Raw genomic sequence first — 17,970 nt, 5'->3', positions numbered from 1 at the left:
GTTATTTCTAACGTGTTTACTCCGCCGCATCCGAGGCGATGCTCGGCATGCGTCGCTCCAATGCCTCATCGGCCAAGTGACGGCCTAACCGAATCAACTCGTTGGCACGGTGGAATTCATAAGTGCTGCAAACCGTTTTGGGAATCTCGATCAGTACGTCGGGCGGATAGCCCGCCACTTTGTACTTCGCTAGTGCCGCCTGAGTAATATCGAACGACTCCAGAATCATATCCAGCTTGCCCCACTCACGCTTGCCACGCAGGTCCACGGTTTCGTCATCGTCGCTCTCGTCGACACCACCGCCCAAACCGCCCCACAGCCGCCGGGTGGTGGCGCGCACCTCTTCTATCCAGCCACCAATATTGGCGTCCCGATCACGCACTAGGGCGGTGCGTTCGTCATCGTGTGCCTCTTTGGGTAGCAGCTCATCCAGCGTGACGGGCTGCGGGCTGTGGGCGGTAACGTTCACCGCCACCACGAAATCCGCCTCATGGGCCGCCAGAATCGGCATCATGGGGAGCGGATTGAGCAGCCCGCCATCCACCAGCACCTGCTCACCAACGTGTACCGGCGTGATCACTCCCGGCACGGCAATCGAAGCGCGGATGGCGCGCAGTAGCGGGCCGTTTTGAAACCAGACTTCTCGCTGACGCACCAAGTCCGTCGCCACGGTGGTCACCGGAATGGGCAGGTCTTCGATCAGCCGATCGCCCACCAGCTCTTCGAGCTTGCTCATCACTTTGTTGGCGCGCATCGCGCCCATGGGGCTCCAAGTCACGTCGACCAGCTTGAGCACGTCTAGGTAATCGAGGTTACACACCCAGTCGCGATACTCCGGCAGCTTACCCGACGCGTAAATGCCGCCGATCAGCGCGCCCATGGAGCATCCGGCTATCGAAATGATCTCGAAACCTCGGGCTTCTAGCGCCTCGATCACGCCGATGTGTGCATACCCCCTTGCGCCACCGCTACCTAACACCAGAGCGACTTTATTGCCGCCCCCCAGTGCTCTCTGCGTCAATTGGCTAACCACGTTCCGACCCTCCTTGTTGGCCTAGCGACCCATGGGTGTGCGTTGGCTTTTCATGCACCATCAACTGGCCAAGCAGTGTTCACGAGAGATCACGTCGGCCACGCGTTCGACGGCCTGCGGCTCCAAATGCAGATGATGACCGCCTGATAGCACGTGCCGGGTGAGCTTCGGCACTGCCTGCCGCGCCTGAACGGCCCATGCCCGCTCGCCCAAAATACCTCGTTCTCCTTCTATCAATAGCACCGGTGCGCGAATCTCGCTCAGTACGGCCAGCACCTGCTGGGGCGTAAAGCGTACCAGCGAGGGTTTGAGCAGGCGGCTATCGGTACGCATCTGCACCTTACCATCGGCGGTGATTTGAGTATTGCGCTCGACCAAAGGCATCGCGGTGATACTGTCCAACGGCGTGACACCGCCCGCCACCCGGGCCGCCACGGCGCTTTCCAGGTCAGGATAACGCGGCGTGCGTGAAGAACTGCGCCGATGAGCGATGACGCCTTTGCGCAGTTGGCTAACCGTCTCTTCTGGCGGCGTATTGAGCGCGCCCAAGCCGTCCAGCAGCACCAGTTGCGCGACCTTTTCTGGCAAGGCAGCCGCGATCAAACAGGCAACCGCCGCGCCCATGGAGTGCGCCAGCAGCGTGGTCTGTTCGAGGCCTAGGTCGTCCATGGTATCCAGCACATCATGGGTGTAGTCCCAGAGCGCGTAGTCGCTGCCCGCAGGTGCATGGACGGAGTGCCCGTGGCCACGAAAATCGATCGCCACGATGCGAATGCCCAATGTACTCACCAAGTGCGGGGCTAGGCGTGTGAAGCTCGCGGCGTTATCCAGCCAGCCATGCAGCGCCAGCCAAGTGGGCGCGTCACGCTGTCCCCAGCTCAGGGCCGCTAACCGCCCATCGGCCAACGAAAGCGGCTGAGGCGCCGCACTCATTCGAGAAGCGTCCTTCATAAATCAGTGTCTCACAGCGAAAATCCGGCGCGTCAGATGACGCTATGGATGCAAACATTAGGATGCAAACGTTACCATGCTCGACGCAGCGCTTGCGCTGCTTTTACGCGGCCACGGGCCACGACGCCGATTATTTTTTGATGGAGATTGCCATGAAACCTCGCCGCGATACCCGCGTTCGCAACCTTGTGTTCTTTATCACGGTCATTAGTGCCCTGGTCGTGGGGCTGTGGCTGGCCCGCTAAGAGGCGAGCTTGCAATTTTTACCTCGTGGATAAATACTGTTTATTTATACTGTATATAAACACACCACTCATTCTCGAGGATACCGACGATGCCGTCTCAACTCGCCCCCGTTGCGACAGCCTTGCCGTTAACGTCTCAGCCGCTGCCGTTTCCTCCCTTGCGAGGCCGCGCAGGCTTTAGTGGCTTTCCTTCTCCGGCACAAGACTATGAGCCGCGCACCCTCGACCTCAATGCGCGGCTGATCAAACATCCCACCCAGACGTTTTACCTCACCGCCGCTGGCGACAGCATGGAGGGCTGGGGCATCTTCGAGGGAGATTTACTGGTCGTCGACCGCAGCGTCACGCCCCGCTTAGGGCATATCCTCGTGGCCATGTTCGATAACGAAGTGCTGATCAAACGCTACGCGCTGTATCGCGGCACGCCACACCTCTGCTCTGCCCACCCTCACTACCCGCCGCTGCCACTGGAAGACACCGACTGTCAGCACTGGGGCGTGGTGCGTGCCGTCATACACGAGTACCTTCCATGATCGGGCTGGTAGATGCCAATAACTTCTATGTCTCCTGCGAGCGGGTGTTCAACCCAGCGCTAGAAGGCAAGCCGGTTGGCGTGATGTCGAATAACGATGGCTGTGTGATTGCCCGTTCGGCGGAGATGAAAGCCATGGAGATCGCCATGGGCACGCCCGCCTACCAGTTAGAGGGGCTGCGCCGCCGTGGCGTGATTCACCTGCTCTCTTCCAACTACGAGCTGTATGGCGATATGTCGGCAAGGCTGGCCCAGCTACTGCGCGATGCCTGTCCCGAGGTCGCCCCCTACTCCATCGACGAGATGTTCATCTACTTGGACGGCTTCGACGATGCCCAGTGCCAAGCCATCGGTGCAGCACTGCGCCGCCGTATTCGTCGCCATTTAGGGCTGCCCGTGTGCGTGGGCCTTGCGCCGACACACACGCTGGCCAAGCTGGCCAACCACGTAGCGAAAAAGCAGCCGCATTATGAAGGGGTATGTTTACTTCAAGGCGATAGCGCGACTACCCATGTGCTGCTCAAACGGCTCGCCGTTAGCGACGTGTGGGGGGTCGGGCGACGCTTGTCGGAGCGGCTAGCGGTGAGCGGTATTCGCACCGCCTGGGACCTGCGTGAGTGCGACCCGAAACTGCTGCGCAAACGCTTTTCCGTGGTAGTGGCACGCACCGCACTGGAACTACGCGGTACGCCCTGCCTGGAGATGAACGCCGTGGAGCAGCCCCGTCAACGCATCATGACCTCACGCTCGTTCGGTCAAGCCACCGGCGTCAAAGCAGACCTGCACGCGGCGCTGCGCCGCCACGCGCAGCGCAGCGCCGAAAAACTGCGCCAGCAGGGCAGCCTGGCCCGCGCGGTGATGCTGTTTTTGAATACCAACCGCCACCGCAAAGATCAGCCGCAGCGCTCGCCCAGCGCGATGATTCCACTCGACGCGCCTACCGACGATACCCGTATCCTCTTGGAGGCCGTTCGCGAAGGGCTCGACCAGATGTACCTGCCCGGCTTTCAGTTCATGAAAGCGGGCGTGATGCTGCTGGATTTGGTGGATGCGCAGCAGTATCAACTCTCGCTGCTACAGCCTGCCGCCAAAGCACACCCGCACTTGATGAAGACCGTCGATGCCATCAATCAAAAGATGGGCCAAGGTACGCTACGCTTCGGTATGACCGATGCCGACGCACCTTGGCAGCTACGCTGTGCGCACCGCTCCAATCGCTACACCACGTGTTGGGATGAGTTAATGGAGGTAGGCACTCACCCTGGCGCCATCGCTGAGGCCAGGGCGAGACGAGAAGCGCAGCAGCGCTTAGCGGGAAGAGAGCGCTCGGCGAAGACGCGGGCTAATGGCTTCGCCCACCACGGCCACGAGCACCAACAGCGCTAGCAGCACCGGCCAGTGGGCCGCAAACGACACCTGGTACAGCCCGAGAGCATCGACGAAGATCACCAGAATGCCCAGCGGGCTCACATAGCGCACCATGGCCAGCCACAGTGCATAGGGCAGTGGCGCAAGACCCAGCTCGTCGCGGAAGGTCTCGCTGTTCAGCACGAAGCCCGCCAGCAGCACCATACCCAGGCCACCCAACGGCATCATCCAGCGCGAGGTGAGGTAGTCCAACCAGTCGAAGAAGTGCTTGCCCGCCAGCGTCCAGTCTGCGCCCAGGTTGAACGACAGCATCGCCAGCGTGCTGATCAGCCACAGCACGATGCCGGTGGCCCAAGCTGCCGACCGACGGCTCATGCCTTTGTTATCGCACAGCCAAGAGACCGTCGCTTCCACCATGGAGATCGACGAGGTGAGCGCGGCCATGGAGAGCATCAAGAAGAACAGCACGCCAAACAGCGACCCCAGCGGCATGGCCTGAAACGCCAACGGCAGGCTCATGAAGAGCAGGCCCGGGCCTTCGCCGGGGTTCATGCCGTTGGCGAAAATCACCGGGAAGATCGCCAGCCCCGCCATCAGCGCCACCACGGTATCGGCCACGGCCACGCTCAAAGTGGTGCGGCCAATGGAGGCACCTTTGGGCAGGTAGCTGCCGTACGTCAGAATCGCTCCCGACGCCAGCGAGAGGGTGAAAAACGCGTGGCCCAGCGCCGCCAGCATCCCTTCGCTGGAGAGGCTGCCCGCCTTGAAGGAGAACAGGAACGCGACCGCATCGCCGAAGCCGCCAGAAAATATCCCGAAGGCGATCAGCAGCAAGAGCATCAGCACGAGGCCAGGCATCATCCAGCTGACGTTTTTCTCGATGCCCTCTTGAACACCTTTACCGACGATGAACATGGTCAGCAGCGTGACCAGGGTGCTCCAGCCGCCGAGCGCAAAGGGGTTCGCGTTGTTGGCGCCGAACACGGCGGCCATGTCGTCAACGCTGGTGCCCGCCAAGCCGCCGGAGAGCATTTTCCATAGATAGGAGAACGACCAGCCCGCCACCACGACGTAGAACGACAGAATCATGAAACCGCAGAGCATGGCCATCCAGCCCAGCAGCGACCAGGCCGACGACCCTCCAGACTCTTTGACCACGCGACGTATGGCATCGATGGGGCTACCACGGCCACGACGACCGAAGGCGATTTCCGTCATCATGACCGGCACGCCCACCGCCAAAATACAGGCCAAGTAGACCAGCACGAAAGCCCCGCCACCGTACTCGCCGGTGATGTAGGGGAATTTCCAAATATTACCCAGTCCCACCGCCGAGCCGGTGGCCGCCAGCATGAAGCCCCAGCGGCCCAGCCACTGAATGCGAGGTTGTCCCGAAGACGCCATGACCTTCTACCCTGTCGGAAAAAAGCGCCTATCCTAGTGGATTTTGTCGCGAATGCCCACGATGCCCGTGCAAGACGCCTTTAACGCTCTTTCCCCGATCCTTTCTCCAGCCCTTTCTCCAGCCTTTTGCGGTATCAGCATTCGATGGCATTGACGGCCAGCCCGCCTTTGGAGGTTTCCTTATATTTATCGAGCATGTCTTTACCCGTATCACGCATGGTGCGGATCACTTTATCCAGCGAGATGAAGTGCGAGCCATCGCCCCTCAGCGCCATCTGCGCGGCATTGATGGCCTTGACCGTGGCAATCGCATTGCGCTCGATGCAGGGGACTTGCACCAGCCCGCCGACGGGATCGCAGGTCAGCCCCAAGTTGTGCTCCAAGCCGATTTCGGCGGCGTGTTCGACCTGCTCGGGCGTTGCCCCCATCACGTCGGCCAGGCCAGCGGCCGCCATGGCACAGGCGGAGCCCACCTCGCCCTGGCAGCCCACTTCAGCTCCGGAGATCGACGCATTCTTCTTGCAGAGAATGCCGATGGCGCCCGCGGCCAGCAGAAAGTCCACCACCTGCTTTTCACAGGCGTTGGCCTGAAACTTCATGTAGTAGTGGAGGACGGCGGGGATGATACCCGCCGCGCCGTTGGTAGGCGCCGTGACCATGCGCCCACCTGCCGCGTTCTCCTCGTTGACCGCCAGAGCGAAGATGTTCACCCACTCCATGGCCGAGAAGGTCGAGGCAATCAGGCAGTCGTTCTGCTCTGCGGTTTGCAGACGCTGATAGAGCAGCTTTGCCCTACGCTTCACTTTCAGGCCGCCCGGTAGAATGCCTTCGTGGGTCAGCCCGTTATCGATGCACTCACACATCACTTGCCAGATGCGCCATAGCTCGTTTCTGATCTCCTCTTCGCTGCGCCACACCTTCTCGTTCTCCAGCATCAGCTGGCTGACCCGCAGCCCGTGATGCTTACAGAGCGACAAGAGCTCATCGGCAGTATCGAAGTTATAGGGCAGCACGACGCCCTCGAGGTCGTCCAGCGGCTTGTCTACCTGGGACTGCTCCACGACGAAGCCGCCCCCCACCGAGTAGTAGGTATTGTCGTAGAGCACCGCGCCTTCCGACGTGTACGCAGCCAGCCGCATGGCATTGGGGTGGTGCGGCAGGCTCTCTTCGTGGAAATGAATGTCCGCGTCCCAGTCGAAGGGCACCTCTTTCTGGCGACCGAGGCTCAACGACCGAGACGCTTTCAAGCGCTCGATCGACGGCTCGATCACCGCCGGGTCGATCGTGTCGGGCCGCTCACCCAGCAACCCCATGATGATGGCGTGATCGGTCGCGTGCCCGACCCCCGTGGCAGAGAGCGATCCGTAGAGATGAACGACCAAATGCCCGACGTCGTTGAGCAGCTGTCGATCTCTTAGCTGGGTCACGTACGTATAGGCGGCCAGCATGGGCCCGACGGTATGCGAACTGGAGGGACCGACTCCAATCTTAAAGAGGTCGAAAACACTGATAGGCATTGGAGCACCTCTTTACCTATGCACGGGAGGACATCAGGCCGTGCCTGATACCTAGAATGAGTGAACGAACGATGGTTAAAACGACGGTCGGTGTCGAACGGCGTGTGCGCCGTTCGATGTCTTGGTTGGGCAAGGTGTCATGGGCAAGCCATGACGGGCGCTCGACGAGCGCCCGTCAACGTATCAGTTACCGAACACCACCGTGCGACCCGAGTAGAAAAACACGCGGCGCTCCACGTGGTAGCTAATCGCCCTGGCCAGGGTCAAACACTCGATGTCTCGCCCCTTGGCCACCAGGTCTTCGGGGTAGTGCGTATGATCGACCGGCTCGACCCCTTGAGCGATGATCGGGCCCTCGTCGAGGTCGTTGTTGATATAGTGCGCGGTGGCACCCACCAGCTTGACGCCTTTTTCGTAGGCCTGGTGGTAGGGTTTGGCCCCTTTGAAGCCGGGCAGCAGCGAGTGATGGATATTGATAGCGCGTCCCGCCAGCAACTCGCACATGGAAGGAGACAGCACTTGCATGTAGCGGGCCAGCACCACCAGCTCGGCGTCGGTCTCGGCGATGATGTCGCGTACCTGGGCTTCCTGCTGCAGCTTCGTTTCGGGGGTGATCGGCAGGTAGTAGTAAGGCAAACCGTGCCACGCCGCCAGCGGCTCCAGGTCCGGATGGTTGGAGACCACGGCTTTGATATCCAGCGCCAGCTGCCCCGTGCGATAGCGATAGAGCAGGTCGTTCAGGCAGTGATCGGCCTTGGAGACCATGATCACGGCCCCGGTGCGCTTGCCCGGCGCGGTCAGTTCGAACTGCATGTCGAACTCCCGCGCCCTGGCCAGAAAATCAGCGTCGAAGCGCGCTTCGTCGAACGTATCGCACTCCGGACGAAACTCGGCGCGAATGAAGAAGCGTCCACCCAACCGATCATCGAACGAGTTCAACTCGGTGATGTAGCACTGCTGCTCTTTCAAAAAGCGCGTCACGACGTCGACCGTTCCCAAACGGCTCGGGCACTGGGCGGCAAGAATCCAGGTATCGCTCATTCGGCTCATAATGTGTCTCTCGATGAGGGCAGACGATCACCGCCGGAACGCCGTTCCGGCGGGTCCGCTCATTGTTCTACGTGAACGCCATACTCGGCGGCTGCATCCAGCAACCAGCGATAAGAGTAGTCGGCGAAGCTACGGCGTATCACGAGCTCCCAGCACTCTTCACTGGGGCGACGTAGATTGACGGTCGCCTTGGCGAAGACGGTCGTCACCCCCTTGCCGACAGGAAAATGGCTGGGATGGACGTCGTAGACCACCGTTTTCATCAACAGCTCTCGGGCCGCCTCGCCGGTGAGTTCGAGCAGGGTCTGCCCGCCGCTGACGTCGCTGATGGCGAAGTGCGCATCAGCCAGACGCTCGCGCAGCTTGGTTTCCAGCGGATACTCCTCGCCACCGGGCACGATCACCAGCCACTCGTCCGGGGAGAGCCACTGAATGGAGCGCTCGCCGCTGGCATCGTGCACTAGCGCCTGCGGGCGCCCCGGCAAGCCAATGCCTAGCACGTCGCGCACCGCTTCGTCGAGCACGATGGCACCTCCCCGCAGCACCAGATGGCCGAGCATTGCACGTTCGCGTATTTTCAGCCGATAACTGCTGCCCCGTGGGGCGCCGCTGCGCCGGTAGCTGTAGGCGAGCGGTGACTCCACTGGAACAGCGGTATCGGTACGGGTGTCAAAAGTGGCCGCATTAGACATTCTGGCGCTCTCCCTTCGGGTCGTAGAAAACGGAGCTGACGATTTCGGCTTCATGGGTTTGGCCATCGGCCATGGGGAGGTAGACCGTCTCTCCCATCTTCTTGAGGCCGCCTTTGACCACGGCAAGGGCAAACCCTGCACCCAGCGTCGGGCTGTAGTAGCTGGAGGTCACGTGCCCTGCCATGGGCATGGGAATCGCGTGGTTCGGGTCGAACACGATCTGCGCCCCCTCTTCGAGGACGACCTTGGGATCCTTCGGCCTGAGCCCCACCAGCTGCTTACGATTCTCACGCTTGGTGTCGCTACGCGTCAGCGCCCGCTTGCCAATCCAGGAAAACGGCTTGTCGTAGCCGACGCACCAGTGCATGCCCAGATCTTCTGGCGTCACCGAGCCATCGGTCTCCTGCCCCACGATGATGAAGCCCTTTTCAGCGCGCAGCACGTGCATGGTTTCGGTGCCGTAGGGCGTCAGGCCATACTTTTCACCATGTTTGAACAGCGTTTGCCATACGTGCATGGCGTAGTTGGCCTGGACGTTGATCTCGAAGGTCAGCTCGCCGGTGAAGGAGATGCGGAATACCCGCGCCGGTACGTCGGCCACCTTGCCAGAGCGCCACTCCATGAACTTGAAGCCGTCCCGATCGAGATCGATGTCGGTGATCTCGGAGAGCAGCTTGCGCGCCTCGGGACCGGTGACGGTCATCGTGGCCCAGTGGTCGGTCACCGAGGTGAAGTAGACGTCCAGCTCCGGCCACTCGGTTTGATGCCACAGCTCCAGCCACTCGAGAATGGCCGCCGCGCCGCCGGTCGTGGTGGTCATCAGGAAATGGTTCTCGGCCAGACAGCTCGTGACGCCGTCGTCGGTCACCATCCCGTCGTCTTTACACATCAAGCCGTAGCGGCACTTGCCCACCGCCAGTTTTTCCCATTTGTTGGTATAGACCCGCGCCAGAAACTCACGGGCGTCGGGGCCTTGAATGTCGATCTTGCCCAGCGTCGAGGCGTCGAGGATGCCGACCTTTTCGCGCACCGCCAGGCACTCACGCGCCACGGCCTCATGCATCGTTTCGGTTTTGCCATTGACCTTCTGCGGGTAGTACCACGGCCGCTTCCACTGGCCGACGTCCTCGAATTCGGCGCCGCGCTCGACGTGCCACTGATGCAGCGCCGTGTAGCGCTCAGGATCGAAGAGTTCGCGGCAGTGTCGACCGACGATGGCGCCAAACGTCACCGGGGTATAGTTGGGACGGAAGACCGTGGTGCCGACCTCAGGAATCGAGCGTCTCAGGCAGCGGGCCGCAATCGCCATGCCGTTGATGTTACCCAGCTTGCCCTGGTCGGTACCGAAGCCCATGGCGGTGTAGCGCTTGACATGCTCGATGGACTCGAAGCCCTCGCGGGTCGCCAGCTCGATACCGGCCGCCGTCACGTCGTTCTGCAGATCGACGAACTGCTTCGGCGCACGCGTCGTCGCTTTCTCGTGGGGCACTTGGAACAGCGCCACCGCCTGGCCCTGCTGCAACGGCTCGACGCTGGGCGCATTGACGACCTGGGTGGTTTTACCCATGGCCGCCGCTGCCTTGATGCCCGCTTCGATGCCCGCCGCGAGCACGTCACCCAAGGCATAGGTGCCGTTGGCACCGCCGCAGGCCTGGACGCCTTTCACGAGCCCCGGCACGAAACCGATGATCTCGTCACGCCAGGTCGGCCGCGCGCCCGTATGAGACGCCAAGTGAATCACGGGGCTGTACCCACCGGAGCTGGCGATGGTATCGCAGGCCAGCTCTTGCACCGCACCGTTCACCTTAAACGCATCGATATCGATAGCGGCGACGCGCGCCGCGGTGACCCGGTTGCTGCCTTTGGCCTCGATCACGGCACTGCCGGTGACGATCTTGATACCCTGGGCGCGAGCAGCGTCGATCCAATCGCCCTTTGGCGCTTCGCGAGCATCGACGATCGCCACCACGTCACGACCCGCCTCTTTCCAATCGAGAGCCGCGCGATAGCCGTAGTCGTTGCTGGTGGAGAGCACCAAACGGCGACCGGGCACCACGCCATAGCGACGGATATAGGTGGACACGGCCCCGGCCAGCAGGTTGCCGGGAATGTCGTTACCGGCATAGACCAGCGGGCGCTCATGGGCGCCCGTGGCCAAGATGACCTGACCGGCGCGTACGCGATGCATGCGCGAGCGCACCGGGCGATGGCCGTGGACCACCGGCGCGGTCTCCCCCAGATGCTCGGTACGCCGCTCGTGCAGCGTGACGAAGTTATGATCGTGGTAGCCGTTCGCCGTGGTGCGCGGGAGCAGCGTGACGTTGTCACAGCCCGCCAGTTCGTCGAGTACCTGGGCGACCCACTGATCGGCGGGTTTGCCTGCCAGCATCTCACGGGTATCCAGCAGCGAGCCGCCCATTTCCTCTTGCTCGTCGGCGACGATCACTCGCGCACCGCTGCGTGCCGCTGCCAAGGCGGCCGACAGGCCTGCCGCACCGGCGCCCACCACCAGCACGTCGCAGTGCTGGTGGAGATGGTCATAGCTGTCCGGATCGTTCTCCAGGGGGCTGCGGCCCAGCCCCGCCGCCTTGCGGATGTACTTTTCATACGTCATCCACATTGATGCCGGGGCCATGAAGGTCTTGTAGTAGAAGCCGGGCGGCATGAACTGACCGCCGATCTTGCCCACCAGCCCCATCATGTCGCGCTGCACGTTTGGCCAGCCGTTGGTGCTGCGGGCGGTCAAGCCGTCGAACAGCGCCTGCTGGGTCGCACGCACGTTAGGCACCTGGGCCGCTTCGCTGCTGCCTAGCTGCACGATGGCATTGGGCTCTTCGGCTCCCGCCGCCACGATGCCGCGGGGCCGTGAGTATTTGAAGCTGCGATTGACGATATCGACACCGTTGGCCAACAGGGCTGACGCCAGGGTATCTCCTGCCTGGCCTTGATAACGCTGGCCATTGAAGGTGAAGCTCAGCGTGCGCGAGCGATCGATACGGCCGCCGGTATCAAGGCGGTTGGCTTGTTGCTTGGACTGGCTCATGCCCGCACTCCTTCTGGACGACTCTCCGCGACCGCTTCGCGAGGCGCTGTCTGGCTCTCGGCCATGATGGACGGCTGCTCACCCATCTTGTAGGTCTCGAGAATTTCGTAGCTCACCGTGTGACGCGTGACGTTGAAGAACTTGCGGCACCCCACTGCATGCACCCACATTTCGTGGTGCACGCCGCGCGGATTGTCGCGGAAGAACAGATAGTCTCCCCACTCTTCGTCGCTGCACTCCTCGGGCTGTTTGGGGCGCTCGATGTGCGCCTGACCCTTGGGGTGAAACTCCTCTTCTTCACGGTGTTCGCCGCAGTAAGGGCAATAGATATAGAACATGCGAATTCTCCTCGCTTACAAACCCTAGTGGGCCACACCGGCAGCGCCGTGTTCGTCGATCAGTGCACCGCTGTGGAAGCGGAACATGGAGAACGGCTCGGCAATCGGATGCATCTCACCTTTGGCGAGGCTGGCAGCGAAAACGTGCCCCGACCCCGTGGTCGCTTTGAAGCCGCCCGTGCCCCAACCGCAGTTAAAGTAGAGGCCTTTGACCGGCGTCTTGGAAATGATCGGGCAGGCGTCCGGACAGGTATCCACGATACCGCCCCACTGACGGTTCATGCGCACCCGAGAGAAGATCGGGAACATCTCGACGATCGCTTGGAGCGTATGCTCCACGGTCGGGTAGCTGCCGCGCTGGCCGTAGCCGTTGTAGCCGTCGATACCCGCACCGATCACCAAATCCCCCTTGTCGGATTGGCTGACATAGCCGTGGACGTGGTTGGACATCACGACGGTGTCGAGAATCGGCTTGATCGGCTCGGAGACCAACGCCTGCAGCGGATGGGACTCTAGCGGCAAGTTGAAGCCCGCCATCTTGGCCAACACGCTGGAGTTACCGGCGGCCACGCAGCCCACGGTCTTGGCCTCGATGTCACCGCGATTGGTGTGCACGCCGTAGATCTTGCCGTCACGGATCTTGAAGCCGGTGACTTCGGTCTGCTGAAGGATGTCCACGCCGTGAGCATCGGCACCGCGGGCGTAGCCCCAGGCCACGGCATCGTGGCGAGCCACACCGGCACGCGGCTGCCAGGAGGCACCCATGACCGGATAGCGGGCGTTCTTGGAGCAGTCCATGATGGGCACGAGCTCTTGCACGCCCTTGGCATCCAATACTTCACCGTCGATACCGTTGAGGCGGTTGGCATTCACCCGGCGCTGGATATCGCGCATGTCCTGCAGCGTGTGCCCCAGGTTGAGCACGCCCCGCTGCGAGAACATGACGTTGTAGTTGAGATCCTGGGAAAGCCCTTCCCACAGTTTCATGGCGTGTTCGTAAAGCGCCGCCGCCTCGTCCCACAAGTAGTTGGAACGCACGATGGTGGTATTACGCGCGGTATTGCCACCGCCCAACCAGCCTTTTTCGATCACCGCGACGTTCTTGACGCCGAACTCTTTGGCTAAGTAGTAAGCCGTGGCCAAACCATGGCCGCCTCCACCGACGATAATCACATCGTACTGTTTCTTGGGCGTGGGATTGCGCCATTGGCGCTCCCAGTTCTCATGGTGGCTCAGCGCGTGCTTGACCAGGCCGAAGCCGGAATAGCGTTGCATAGTGGTCTCCTTAGTTCAGCCGCGCCGGGCCCTGCCGGCAAGCCGATTCAAGCAATGGATTCGACGGATTCAGTAACGGCAGCGCCATACACCGGGTGACGAGCACACACCTCGGCCACGTTGGCACGCACCCGGCTTTCGATATGAGTGGTATCCACGCCGGCGGCCAGCTCATCGAGAATGTCGCAAATCCATCCAGCGAGGTCGGCGCACTCTTGGGCATCGAATCCCCGCGTGGTGACCGCTGGCGTGCCGATGCGCAGCCCGGAGGTCACGAAAGGGCTCTGGGGGTCATTGGGAACGGTGTTCTTGTTGACCGTGATATGCGCGCGACCCAAGGCCGCATCCGCGTCTTTACCAGTGATGCCCTGACGAATCAGCGACACGAGGAAGAGGTGATCGTCGGTGCCGCCAGACACCACGTCGTAGCCGCGCTCGACGAACACGCCCGCCATCGCTTTGGCGTTATCGATCACCTTCTGCTGGTAGCGCACGAAGTCCTGATTCATCGCCTCTTTGAAGGCCACGGCCTTGGCCGCGATCACGTGCATCAGTGGGCCGCCTTGCTGGCCTGGGAAGACGGCGCCATTGAGCTTCTTGTAGAGCGACTCGTCACCGTCCGCCGAGAGAATCAGCCCGCCACGTGGGCCGCGCAGCGTCTTGTGGGTGGTCGTGGTCACGACGTGGGCGTAGGGCACGGGGCTGGGATACAAGCCCGCCGCGACCAGACCCGCCACGTGGGCCATATCGACCATCAGGTAAGCGCCCACTTCGTCAGCGATAGCGCGAAAACGCCGCCAGTCCACCACGCGGGAGTAGGCCGAGAAGCCTGCAATGATCATCTTGGGGCGGTGCTCGCGGGCCAGGCGCTCCATCTCTTCGTAGTCGATCTCGCCGGTCTCCGGTTTGAGACCGTACTGCACGGCGTTGTAGTGCTTACCGGAGAAGTTGGGCGCGGCGCCGTGGGTCAGGTGGCCGCCATGGGCCAGGCTCATGCCCAGCACGGTATCACCCGGAGAGACCAGCGCCATGAAGACCGCGGCGTTGGCCTGGGCGCCGGAGTGCGGCTGAACGTTGGCGTAGTTGGCGCTGAACAGGTCACAGGCACGCTCGATGGCGAGCGCTTCGACTTTGTCGACGTATTCGCAGCCACCGTAGTAGCGGCGGCCCGGATACCCCTCCGCGTACTTATTGGTGAGCTGAGACCCCTGGGCCTCCATGACGACCTTGCTGGTGTAGTTTTCGGAGGCGATCAATTCGATATGCGCTTCCTGGCGTGCCGTTTCTTCGGCCATGGCTTCGGCGAGCAGCGTATCGTACTGGGCTAATCGGGCACGGGGGGAAAAATTATTCTGAAGCATCATCGCCTCCTCATTCGTCACTTGTTATTCACTATCATGCAGTGCGTTCAATACTGATGAGCCTTTGGCCACCATGGGCTAGAGCGCTATCACGTGTTGTTACGGCGATACTATCGCTGGTTGGTACCGCCAAGATGCTTAACGACGTCACCAGGGGATGCATTTGCGACATGCTCGGCATTTAGCCAGACGAGCTGCATCGGCCCCTACACATCGTCTTGTCCAGCGCCTTTTACGCAGTGGGCATCCCCACCTCGAACGTCGCCAACACGCCAATTACCGGCCACTCCCCGCCATCGCCAGGCTCGTAAAACAAGCAAAACGCCCCGAACGGTCAGTAGCCGTTCAGGGCGTTAGAAGCACATCAAAGCGTCGCACGATGGCTAGAAATCGACCACCAAGTTGCCTTTCGGGCGACTGCAGCACGACAAGATATACCCCTCTTCGACATCCTCCTCGGTGATGCCGCCGTTATGCTCCATCTCGACGTCACCGGACTTGAGCGCCACCCGACAGGTGCCGCAAATACCCATACCGCACGCCTTGGGTATGTGCAGACCGAGCTTCGCGGCCGCTTCATGAACCGTCTCACTGGGTTGGATACGAACGCTTTTCCCGGAGCTGGCGAACTCGATACTGTGTAGCTCGCTGGTGTCGATCTGCTCGGCCGCGACCTCGGCCTGCTCGGCAAGCTCGAGCACCTCTTCGCGCACCTCGACCGGCGTGGCACCGAACGACTCTTCGTGGTAGTGGTTCATGTCGAAGCCGTTGGCACGAAGAATATTCTTGATGGCATTCATGTAGGGCGTCGGGCCACAGCAGAAAATCTCTCGCTCCATGAAGTCCGGCACGATGAGTTCGAACAGCGGCTTGGTCAGGTAGCCACGGTAACCGGCCCAGGCTTCACCGATATCGTCTTTGTTCTCACAAATGATGTGCAGCTTGAATTCAGGAATGCGCGAGAACATGTGCACCAGCTCGCGATGGTAGATGACATCGCGAGGCGCGCGGGCGCTGTGTACGAATTCGACGTCGACGCTGGCGTTGGTATCGAACAGCCAGCGGGTCATGGACATCAGCGGGGTGATGCCCACACCGCCGGAGAGGAACAGGACTTTCTCGGCGGGAAAATCGATGGAGTTGAAGTTACCGACCGGCCCGTGCACCACCAACTCATCACCCACCCTCAGGTTGGCGTGCAGCCAGTTGGAGACCTTGCCACCCGGCACCTGCTTGACGGTGATGGAAAAACTATAGGGGATGGAGGGCGAGCTGGAGATCGTATACGAGCGCATGACGGGCTGGCCGTCGATCTCTAGCTCAAGCGTGACGAACTGACCGGGCTTGAAGAAGAACATCACCGGTTGCTCGGCCATGAAGCAGAACGTACGCACGTCCTGCGTTTCCTGTATCACCTTGACGCAGCGCACCTGGTGACGGCCGTTGGTCCAGGTTTGGGTCGTGACCGGATTGAAAAAATTGGTTGTCATTATCGCCTCTGCCTGACCGGCCTTCATCGCTATGCATCACCGGATCGTGTCGCTGCACGACCAGTACCGTTGACGAGCATTCTGGGGATGCCCAACCCAGCAGACTTACCTGACAGCGACGCGCACTTACCTCGCGCCACTCTCTCTCGTTTAGAAATCACTTTTTTAGTCGCCACTGCGTCACCGTATGTCGCGGCTGGATAACTCGCCTACTGACGTCTGCAACACAATCAGCCACAGACATCGCACCACAGTCGAACAAAACGCCAGGTTACGCAGCACAACAACAAGACAAACGATCTTGACTAACGGCCGACTCGCAGCCCTCAACAGGAAAGCGGTGGTTCACGAGGATACTGGTATGCAGAAAAGTGTGTTGAATATGATGGAAGACCCGCTGGCAGCGGCACGCGAGGCAACGGCCCAAATGCTGCGAACTCGCGAGACGACCTATTCGCTCCCGCAGCCGTTTTACAACGATGCCCGGCTGTTTGCGCTCGACATGCAAGAAGTGTTCGAGAAAGAGTGGCTGTTTGCGGGCATGACCTGCGAAATTCCCGCCAAGGGCAACTTCATGACCCTGGACATCGGCGATAACCCAATCGTCATCGTCCGTGGCGACGGCGGCACCATTCACGCCTTTCACAACGTCTGCCGCCATCGCGGCTCGCGTCTGTGTTTGAAAGAAAAAGGCAAGGTCGCCAAGCTGGTCTGCCCCTACCACCAGTGGACGTACGAGCTCGACGGCCGCCTGCTGTTCGCAGGCAGCGAAATGGGCAGCCAGTTCGATCTCAAACAGTTCGGCCTCAAGCCGGTCCACGCAGAGACGGCGGGCGGTTTCATCTTCATCAACTTGAGCGAACAACCGCCCGCGTTCGATGAGTTCCTCGCCACCCTGGATCACTACCTCGAACCCTACCAGATGGATAACGTCAAGGTGGCCGTCGAGTCCACCATCGTCGAGCAGGCCAACTGGAAGCTGGTGATCGAAAACAACCGTGAATGCTACCACTGCAACGGGTCGCACCCTGAGCTACTCAACTCGCTGCAGGAGTTCGACGATACCGACGACCCCCGCGCCACCCCCGCCTACAAGGCGCTGGTGGCCAAGAAGCAGGCGGACTGGGATGCCGAGCGCGTTCCTTATCAGCTAAAGCGGCATGGCAAGCGCAATCGCCTCACCCGCACACCGCTGCTGGACGGTATCGTCTCCATGACCATGGATGGCAAACCGGGTAGCCAGAAGCTGATGGGACGCCTACAAAGCCCCGACATGGGCTCGCTGCGCATTCTGCATCTTCCCAACTCCTGGAACCACTTCATGGGCGATCACGCGGTGGTGTTCCGCGTGCTGCCCATTGGCCCTCAGCAAACCATGGTGACCACCAAGTGGCTGGTGCACAAAGATGCGGTAGAGGGGGTCGACTACGATCCCGAGCGGCTGCGCCAAGTATGGGATGCCACCAACGACCAGGATCGCCAGCTGGCGGAAGAGAACCAGCGTGGTATCAATTCCAAGGCCTACCAGCCCGGCCCGTACTCGGAAACCTACGAATTCGGCGTGATCGACTTCGTCAACTGGTATGCCGCGCGCATGCTAGAGAATCTCGAAAACGACCAGCCGTCGCTCAAGCTCGCCCAGGGTTGATCAATAGGCGTGAGCCACACGGC

The 17,970-nt window shown here is 61.2% G+C and carries 15 protein-coding genes; 4 read left to right on the top strand and 11 right to left on the bottom strand.

The window, feature by feature from the left end; genetic code table 11:
- Positions 1-16: 16 nt before the first annotated feature.
- Together FRH_RS11835 and FRH_RS11830 are read right to left on the bottom strand one after the other, a co-directional pair.
- The gene (locus tag FRH_RS11835; protein ID WP_176558202.1) at positions 17-1,033 is read right to left on the bottom strand and encodes a patatin-like phospholipase family protein; all 1,017 of its coding nucleotides are present in this window, start codon (positions 1,031-1,033) and stop codon (positions 17-19) included.
- Between the two features lie 60 nt (positions 1,034-1,093).
- Positions 1,094-1,966, bottom strand: coding sequence for an alpha/beta fold hydrolase (locus FRH_RS11830; protein WP_168444439.1), 873 nt, complete (start codon positions 1,964-1,966; stop codon positions 1,094-1,096).
- Between the two features lie 80 nt (positions 1,967-2,046).
- On the opposite strand from FRH_RS11830, the gene FRH_RS11825 reads away from it, so the two are divergent.
- From FRH_RS11825 to FRH_RS11815, 3 genes are all read left to right on the top strand, one after another.
- The gene (locus FRH_RS11825) at positions 2,047-2,229 is read left to right on the top strand and encodes a hypothetical protein (protein ID WP_139525529.1); all 183 of its coding nucleotides are present in this window, start codon (positions 2,047-2,049) and stop codon (positions 2,227-2,229) included.
- Between the two features lie 89 nt (positions 2,230-2,318).
- Complete coding sequence (umuD, locus tag FRH_RS11820; protein WP_139525528.1) at positions 2,319-2,762, top strand: translesion error-prone DNA polymerase V autoproteolytic subunit; 444 nt, start codon at positions 2,319-2,321, stop codon at positions 2,760-2,762.
- Entirely contained in the window at positions 2,759-4,147 is a 1,389-nt protein-coding gene (locus FRH_RS11815; protein ID WP_281996924.1) for a Y-family DNA polymerase, read from the top strand. Before umuD ends, FRH_RS11815 begins: the two co-directional genes overlap by 4 nt.
- Here the strand turns inward: FRH_RS11815 and FRH_RS11810 are convergent.
- The 9 genes from FRH_RS11810 to FRH_RS11770 form a co-directional block, all read right to left on the bottom strand.
- On the bottom strand, positions 4,070-5,533 hold the full coding sequence (locus tag FRH_RS11810) for a sodium-dependent transporter (protein ID WP_281996923.1): 1,464 nt from the start codon (positions 5,531-5,533) through the stop codon (positions 4,070-4,072). The genes FRH_RS11815 and FRH_RS11810 overlap by 78 nt on opposite strands.
- A 134-nt stretch (positions 5,534-5,667) precedes the next feature.
- Positions 5,668-7,050, bottom strand: a complete 1,383-nt coding sequence (locus FRH_RS11805; RefSeq protein ID WP_281996922.1) for an L-serine ammonia-lyase — start codon at positions 7,048-7,050, stop codon at positions 5,668-5,670.
- Positions 7,051-7,233: 183 nt separating this feature from the next.
- Complete coding sequence (gene purU / locus FRH_RS11800) at positions 7,234-8,100, bottom strand: formyltetrahydrofolate deformylase (protein WP_281996921.1); 867 nt, start codon at positions 8,098-8,100, stop codon at positions 7,234-7,236.
- Positions 8,101-8,159: 59 nt separating this feature from the next.
- On the bottom strand, positions 8,160-8,792 hold the full coding sequence (locus tag FRH_RS11795; protein WP_139525523.1) for a sarcosine oxidase subunit gamma family protein: 633 nt from the start codon (positions 8,790-8,792) through the stop codon (positions 8,160-8,162).
- A complete protein-coding gene (locus FRH_RS11790; RefSeq protein ID WP_281996920.1) occupies positions 8,785-11,835 on the bottom strand; it encodes a sarcosine oxidase subunit alpha family protein in 3,051 nt (1,016 codons plus the stop codon). Before FRH_RS11790 ends, FRH_RS11795 begins: the two co-directional genes overlap by 8 nt.
- The gene (locus FRH_RS11785) at positions 11,832-12,173 is read right to left on the bottom strand and encodes a sarcosine oxidase subunit delta (RefSeq protein ID WP_281996919.1); all 342 of its coding nucleotides are present in this window, start codon (positions 12,171-12,173) and stop codon (positions 11,832-11,834) included. Before FRH_RS11785 ends, FRH_RS11790 begins: the two co-directional genes overlap by 4 nt.
- 24 nt (positions 12,174-12,197) lie before the next feature.
- Positions 12,198-13,448: a sarcosine oxidase subunit beta family protein gene (locus tag FRH_RS11780; RefSeq protein ID WP_139525520.1), complete on the bottom strand. Its 1,251-nt coding sequence runs from the start codon at positions 13,446-13,448 to the stop codon at positions 12,198-12,200.
- A gap of 47 nt (positions 13,449-13,495) precedes the next feature.
- A complete protein-coding gene (gene glyA, locus FRH_RS11775) occupies positions 13,496-14,809 on the bottom strand; it encodes a serine hydroxymethyltransferase (protein ID WP_281998162.1) in 1,314 nt (437 codons plus the stop codon).
- 383 nt (positions 14,810-15,192) lie between these two features.
- Positions 15,193-16,299 carry a hybrid-cluster NAD(P)-dependent oxidoreductase gene (locus FRH_RS11770; RefSeq protein WP_153842383.1) on the bottom strand — a complete coding sequence of 369 codons (1,107 nt, stop codon included), beginning with the start codon at positions 16,297-16,299 and terminating at the stop codon, positions 15,193-15,195.
- A 361-nt stretch (positions 16,300-16,660) separates the two neighbouring features.
- Between FRH_RS11770 and FRH_RS11765 the strand changes: the two genes are divergently transcribed.
- On the top strand, positions 16,661-17,947 hold the full coding sequence (locus tag FRH_RS11765; protein ID WP_153842382.1) for an aromatic ring-hydroxylating dioxygenase subunit alpha: 1,287 nt from the start codon (positions 16,661-16,663) through the stop codon (positions 17,945-17,947).
- The last annotated feature ends 23 nt before the right edge of the window (positions 17,948-17,970 follow it).

Origin of the sequence: Halomonas sp. A020, assembly GCF_027943625.1 — a bacterium.
Classification (GTDB): domain Bacteria; phylum Pseudomonadota; class Gammaproteobacteria; order Pseudomonadales; family Halomonadaceae; genus Vreelandella; species Vreelandella piezotolerans.
The sequence above is the reverse complement of the archived record's forward strand: the minus strand, read 5'-3'. Positions and strand labels throughout refer to the sequence as shown.

Bases quoted from the DNA above. Each gene is read 5' to 3' on its own strand.
- FRH_RS11830 (WP_168444439.1), bottom strand. From the start codon at position 1,966: ATGAGTGCGGCGCCTCAGCCGCTTTCGTTGGCCGATGGGCGGTTAGCG.
- FRH_RS11805 (WP_281996922.1), bottom strand. From the start codon at position 7,050: ATGCCTATCAGTGTTTTCGACCTCTTTAAGATTGGAGTCGGTCCCTCC.
- FRH_RS11825 (WP_139525529.1), top strand. From the start codon at position 2,047: ATGCAAACGTTACCATGCTCGACGCAGCGCTTGCGCTGCTTTTACGCG.
- FRH_RS11815 (WP_281996924.1), top strand. From the start codon at position 2,759: ATGATCGGGCTGGTAGATGCCAATAACTTCTATGTCTCCTGCGAGCGG.
- FRH_RS11780 (WP_139525520.1), bottom strand. From the start codon at position 13,448: ATGCAACGCTATTCCGGCTTCGGCCTGGTCAAGCACGCGCTGAGCCAC.
- glyA (WP_281998162.1), bottom strand. From the start codon at position 14,809: ATGCTTCAGAATAATTTTTCCCCCCGTGCCCGATTAGCCCAGTACGAT.
- FRH_RS11785 (WP_281996919.1), bottom strand. From the start codon at position 12,173: ATGTTCTATATCTATTGCCCTTACTGCGGCGAACACCGTGAAGAAGAG.
- FRH_RS11765 (WP_153842382.1), top strand. From the start codon at position 16,661: ATGCAGAAAAGTGTGTTGAATATGATGGAAGACCCGCTGGCAGCGGCA.
- umuD (WP_139525528.1), top strand. From the start codon at position 2,319: ATGCCGTCTCAACTCGCCCCCGTTGCGACAGCCTTGCCGTTAACGTCT.
- FRH_RS11770 (WP_153842383.1), bottom strand. From the start codon at position 16,299: ATGACAACCAATTTTTTCAATCCGGTCACGACCCAAACCTGGACCAAC.
- FRH_RS11795 (WP_139525523.1), bottom strand. From the start codon at position 8,792: ATGTCTAATGCGGCCACTTTTGACACCCGTACCGATACCGCTGTTCCA.
- FRH_RS11810 (WP_281996923.1), bottom strand. From the start codon at position 5,533: ATGGCGTCTTCGGGACAACCTCGCATTCAGTGGCTGGGCCGCTGGGGC.
- FRH_RS11790 (WP_281996920.1), bottom strand. From the start codon at position 11,835: ATGAGCCAGTCCAAGCAACAAGCCAACCGCCTTGATACCGGCGGCCGT.
- purU (WP_281996921.1), bottom strand. From the start codon at position 8,100: ATGAGCCGAATGAGCGATACCTGGATTCTTGCCGCCCAGTGCCCGAGC.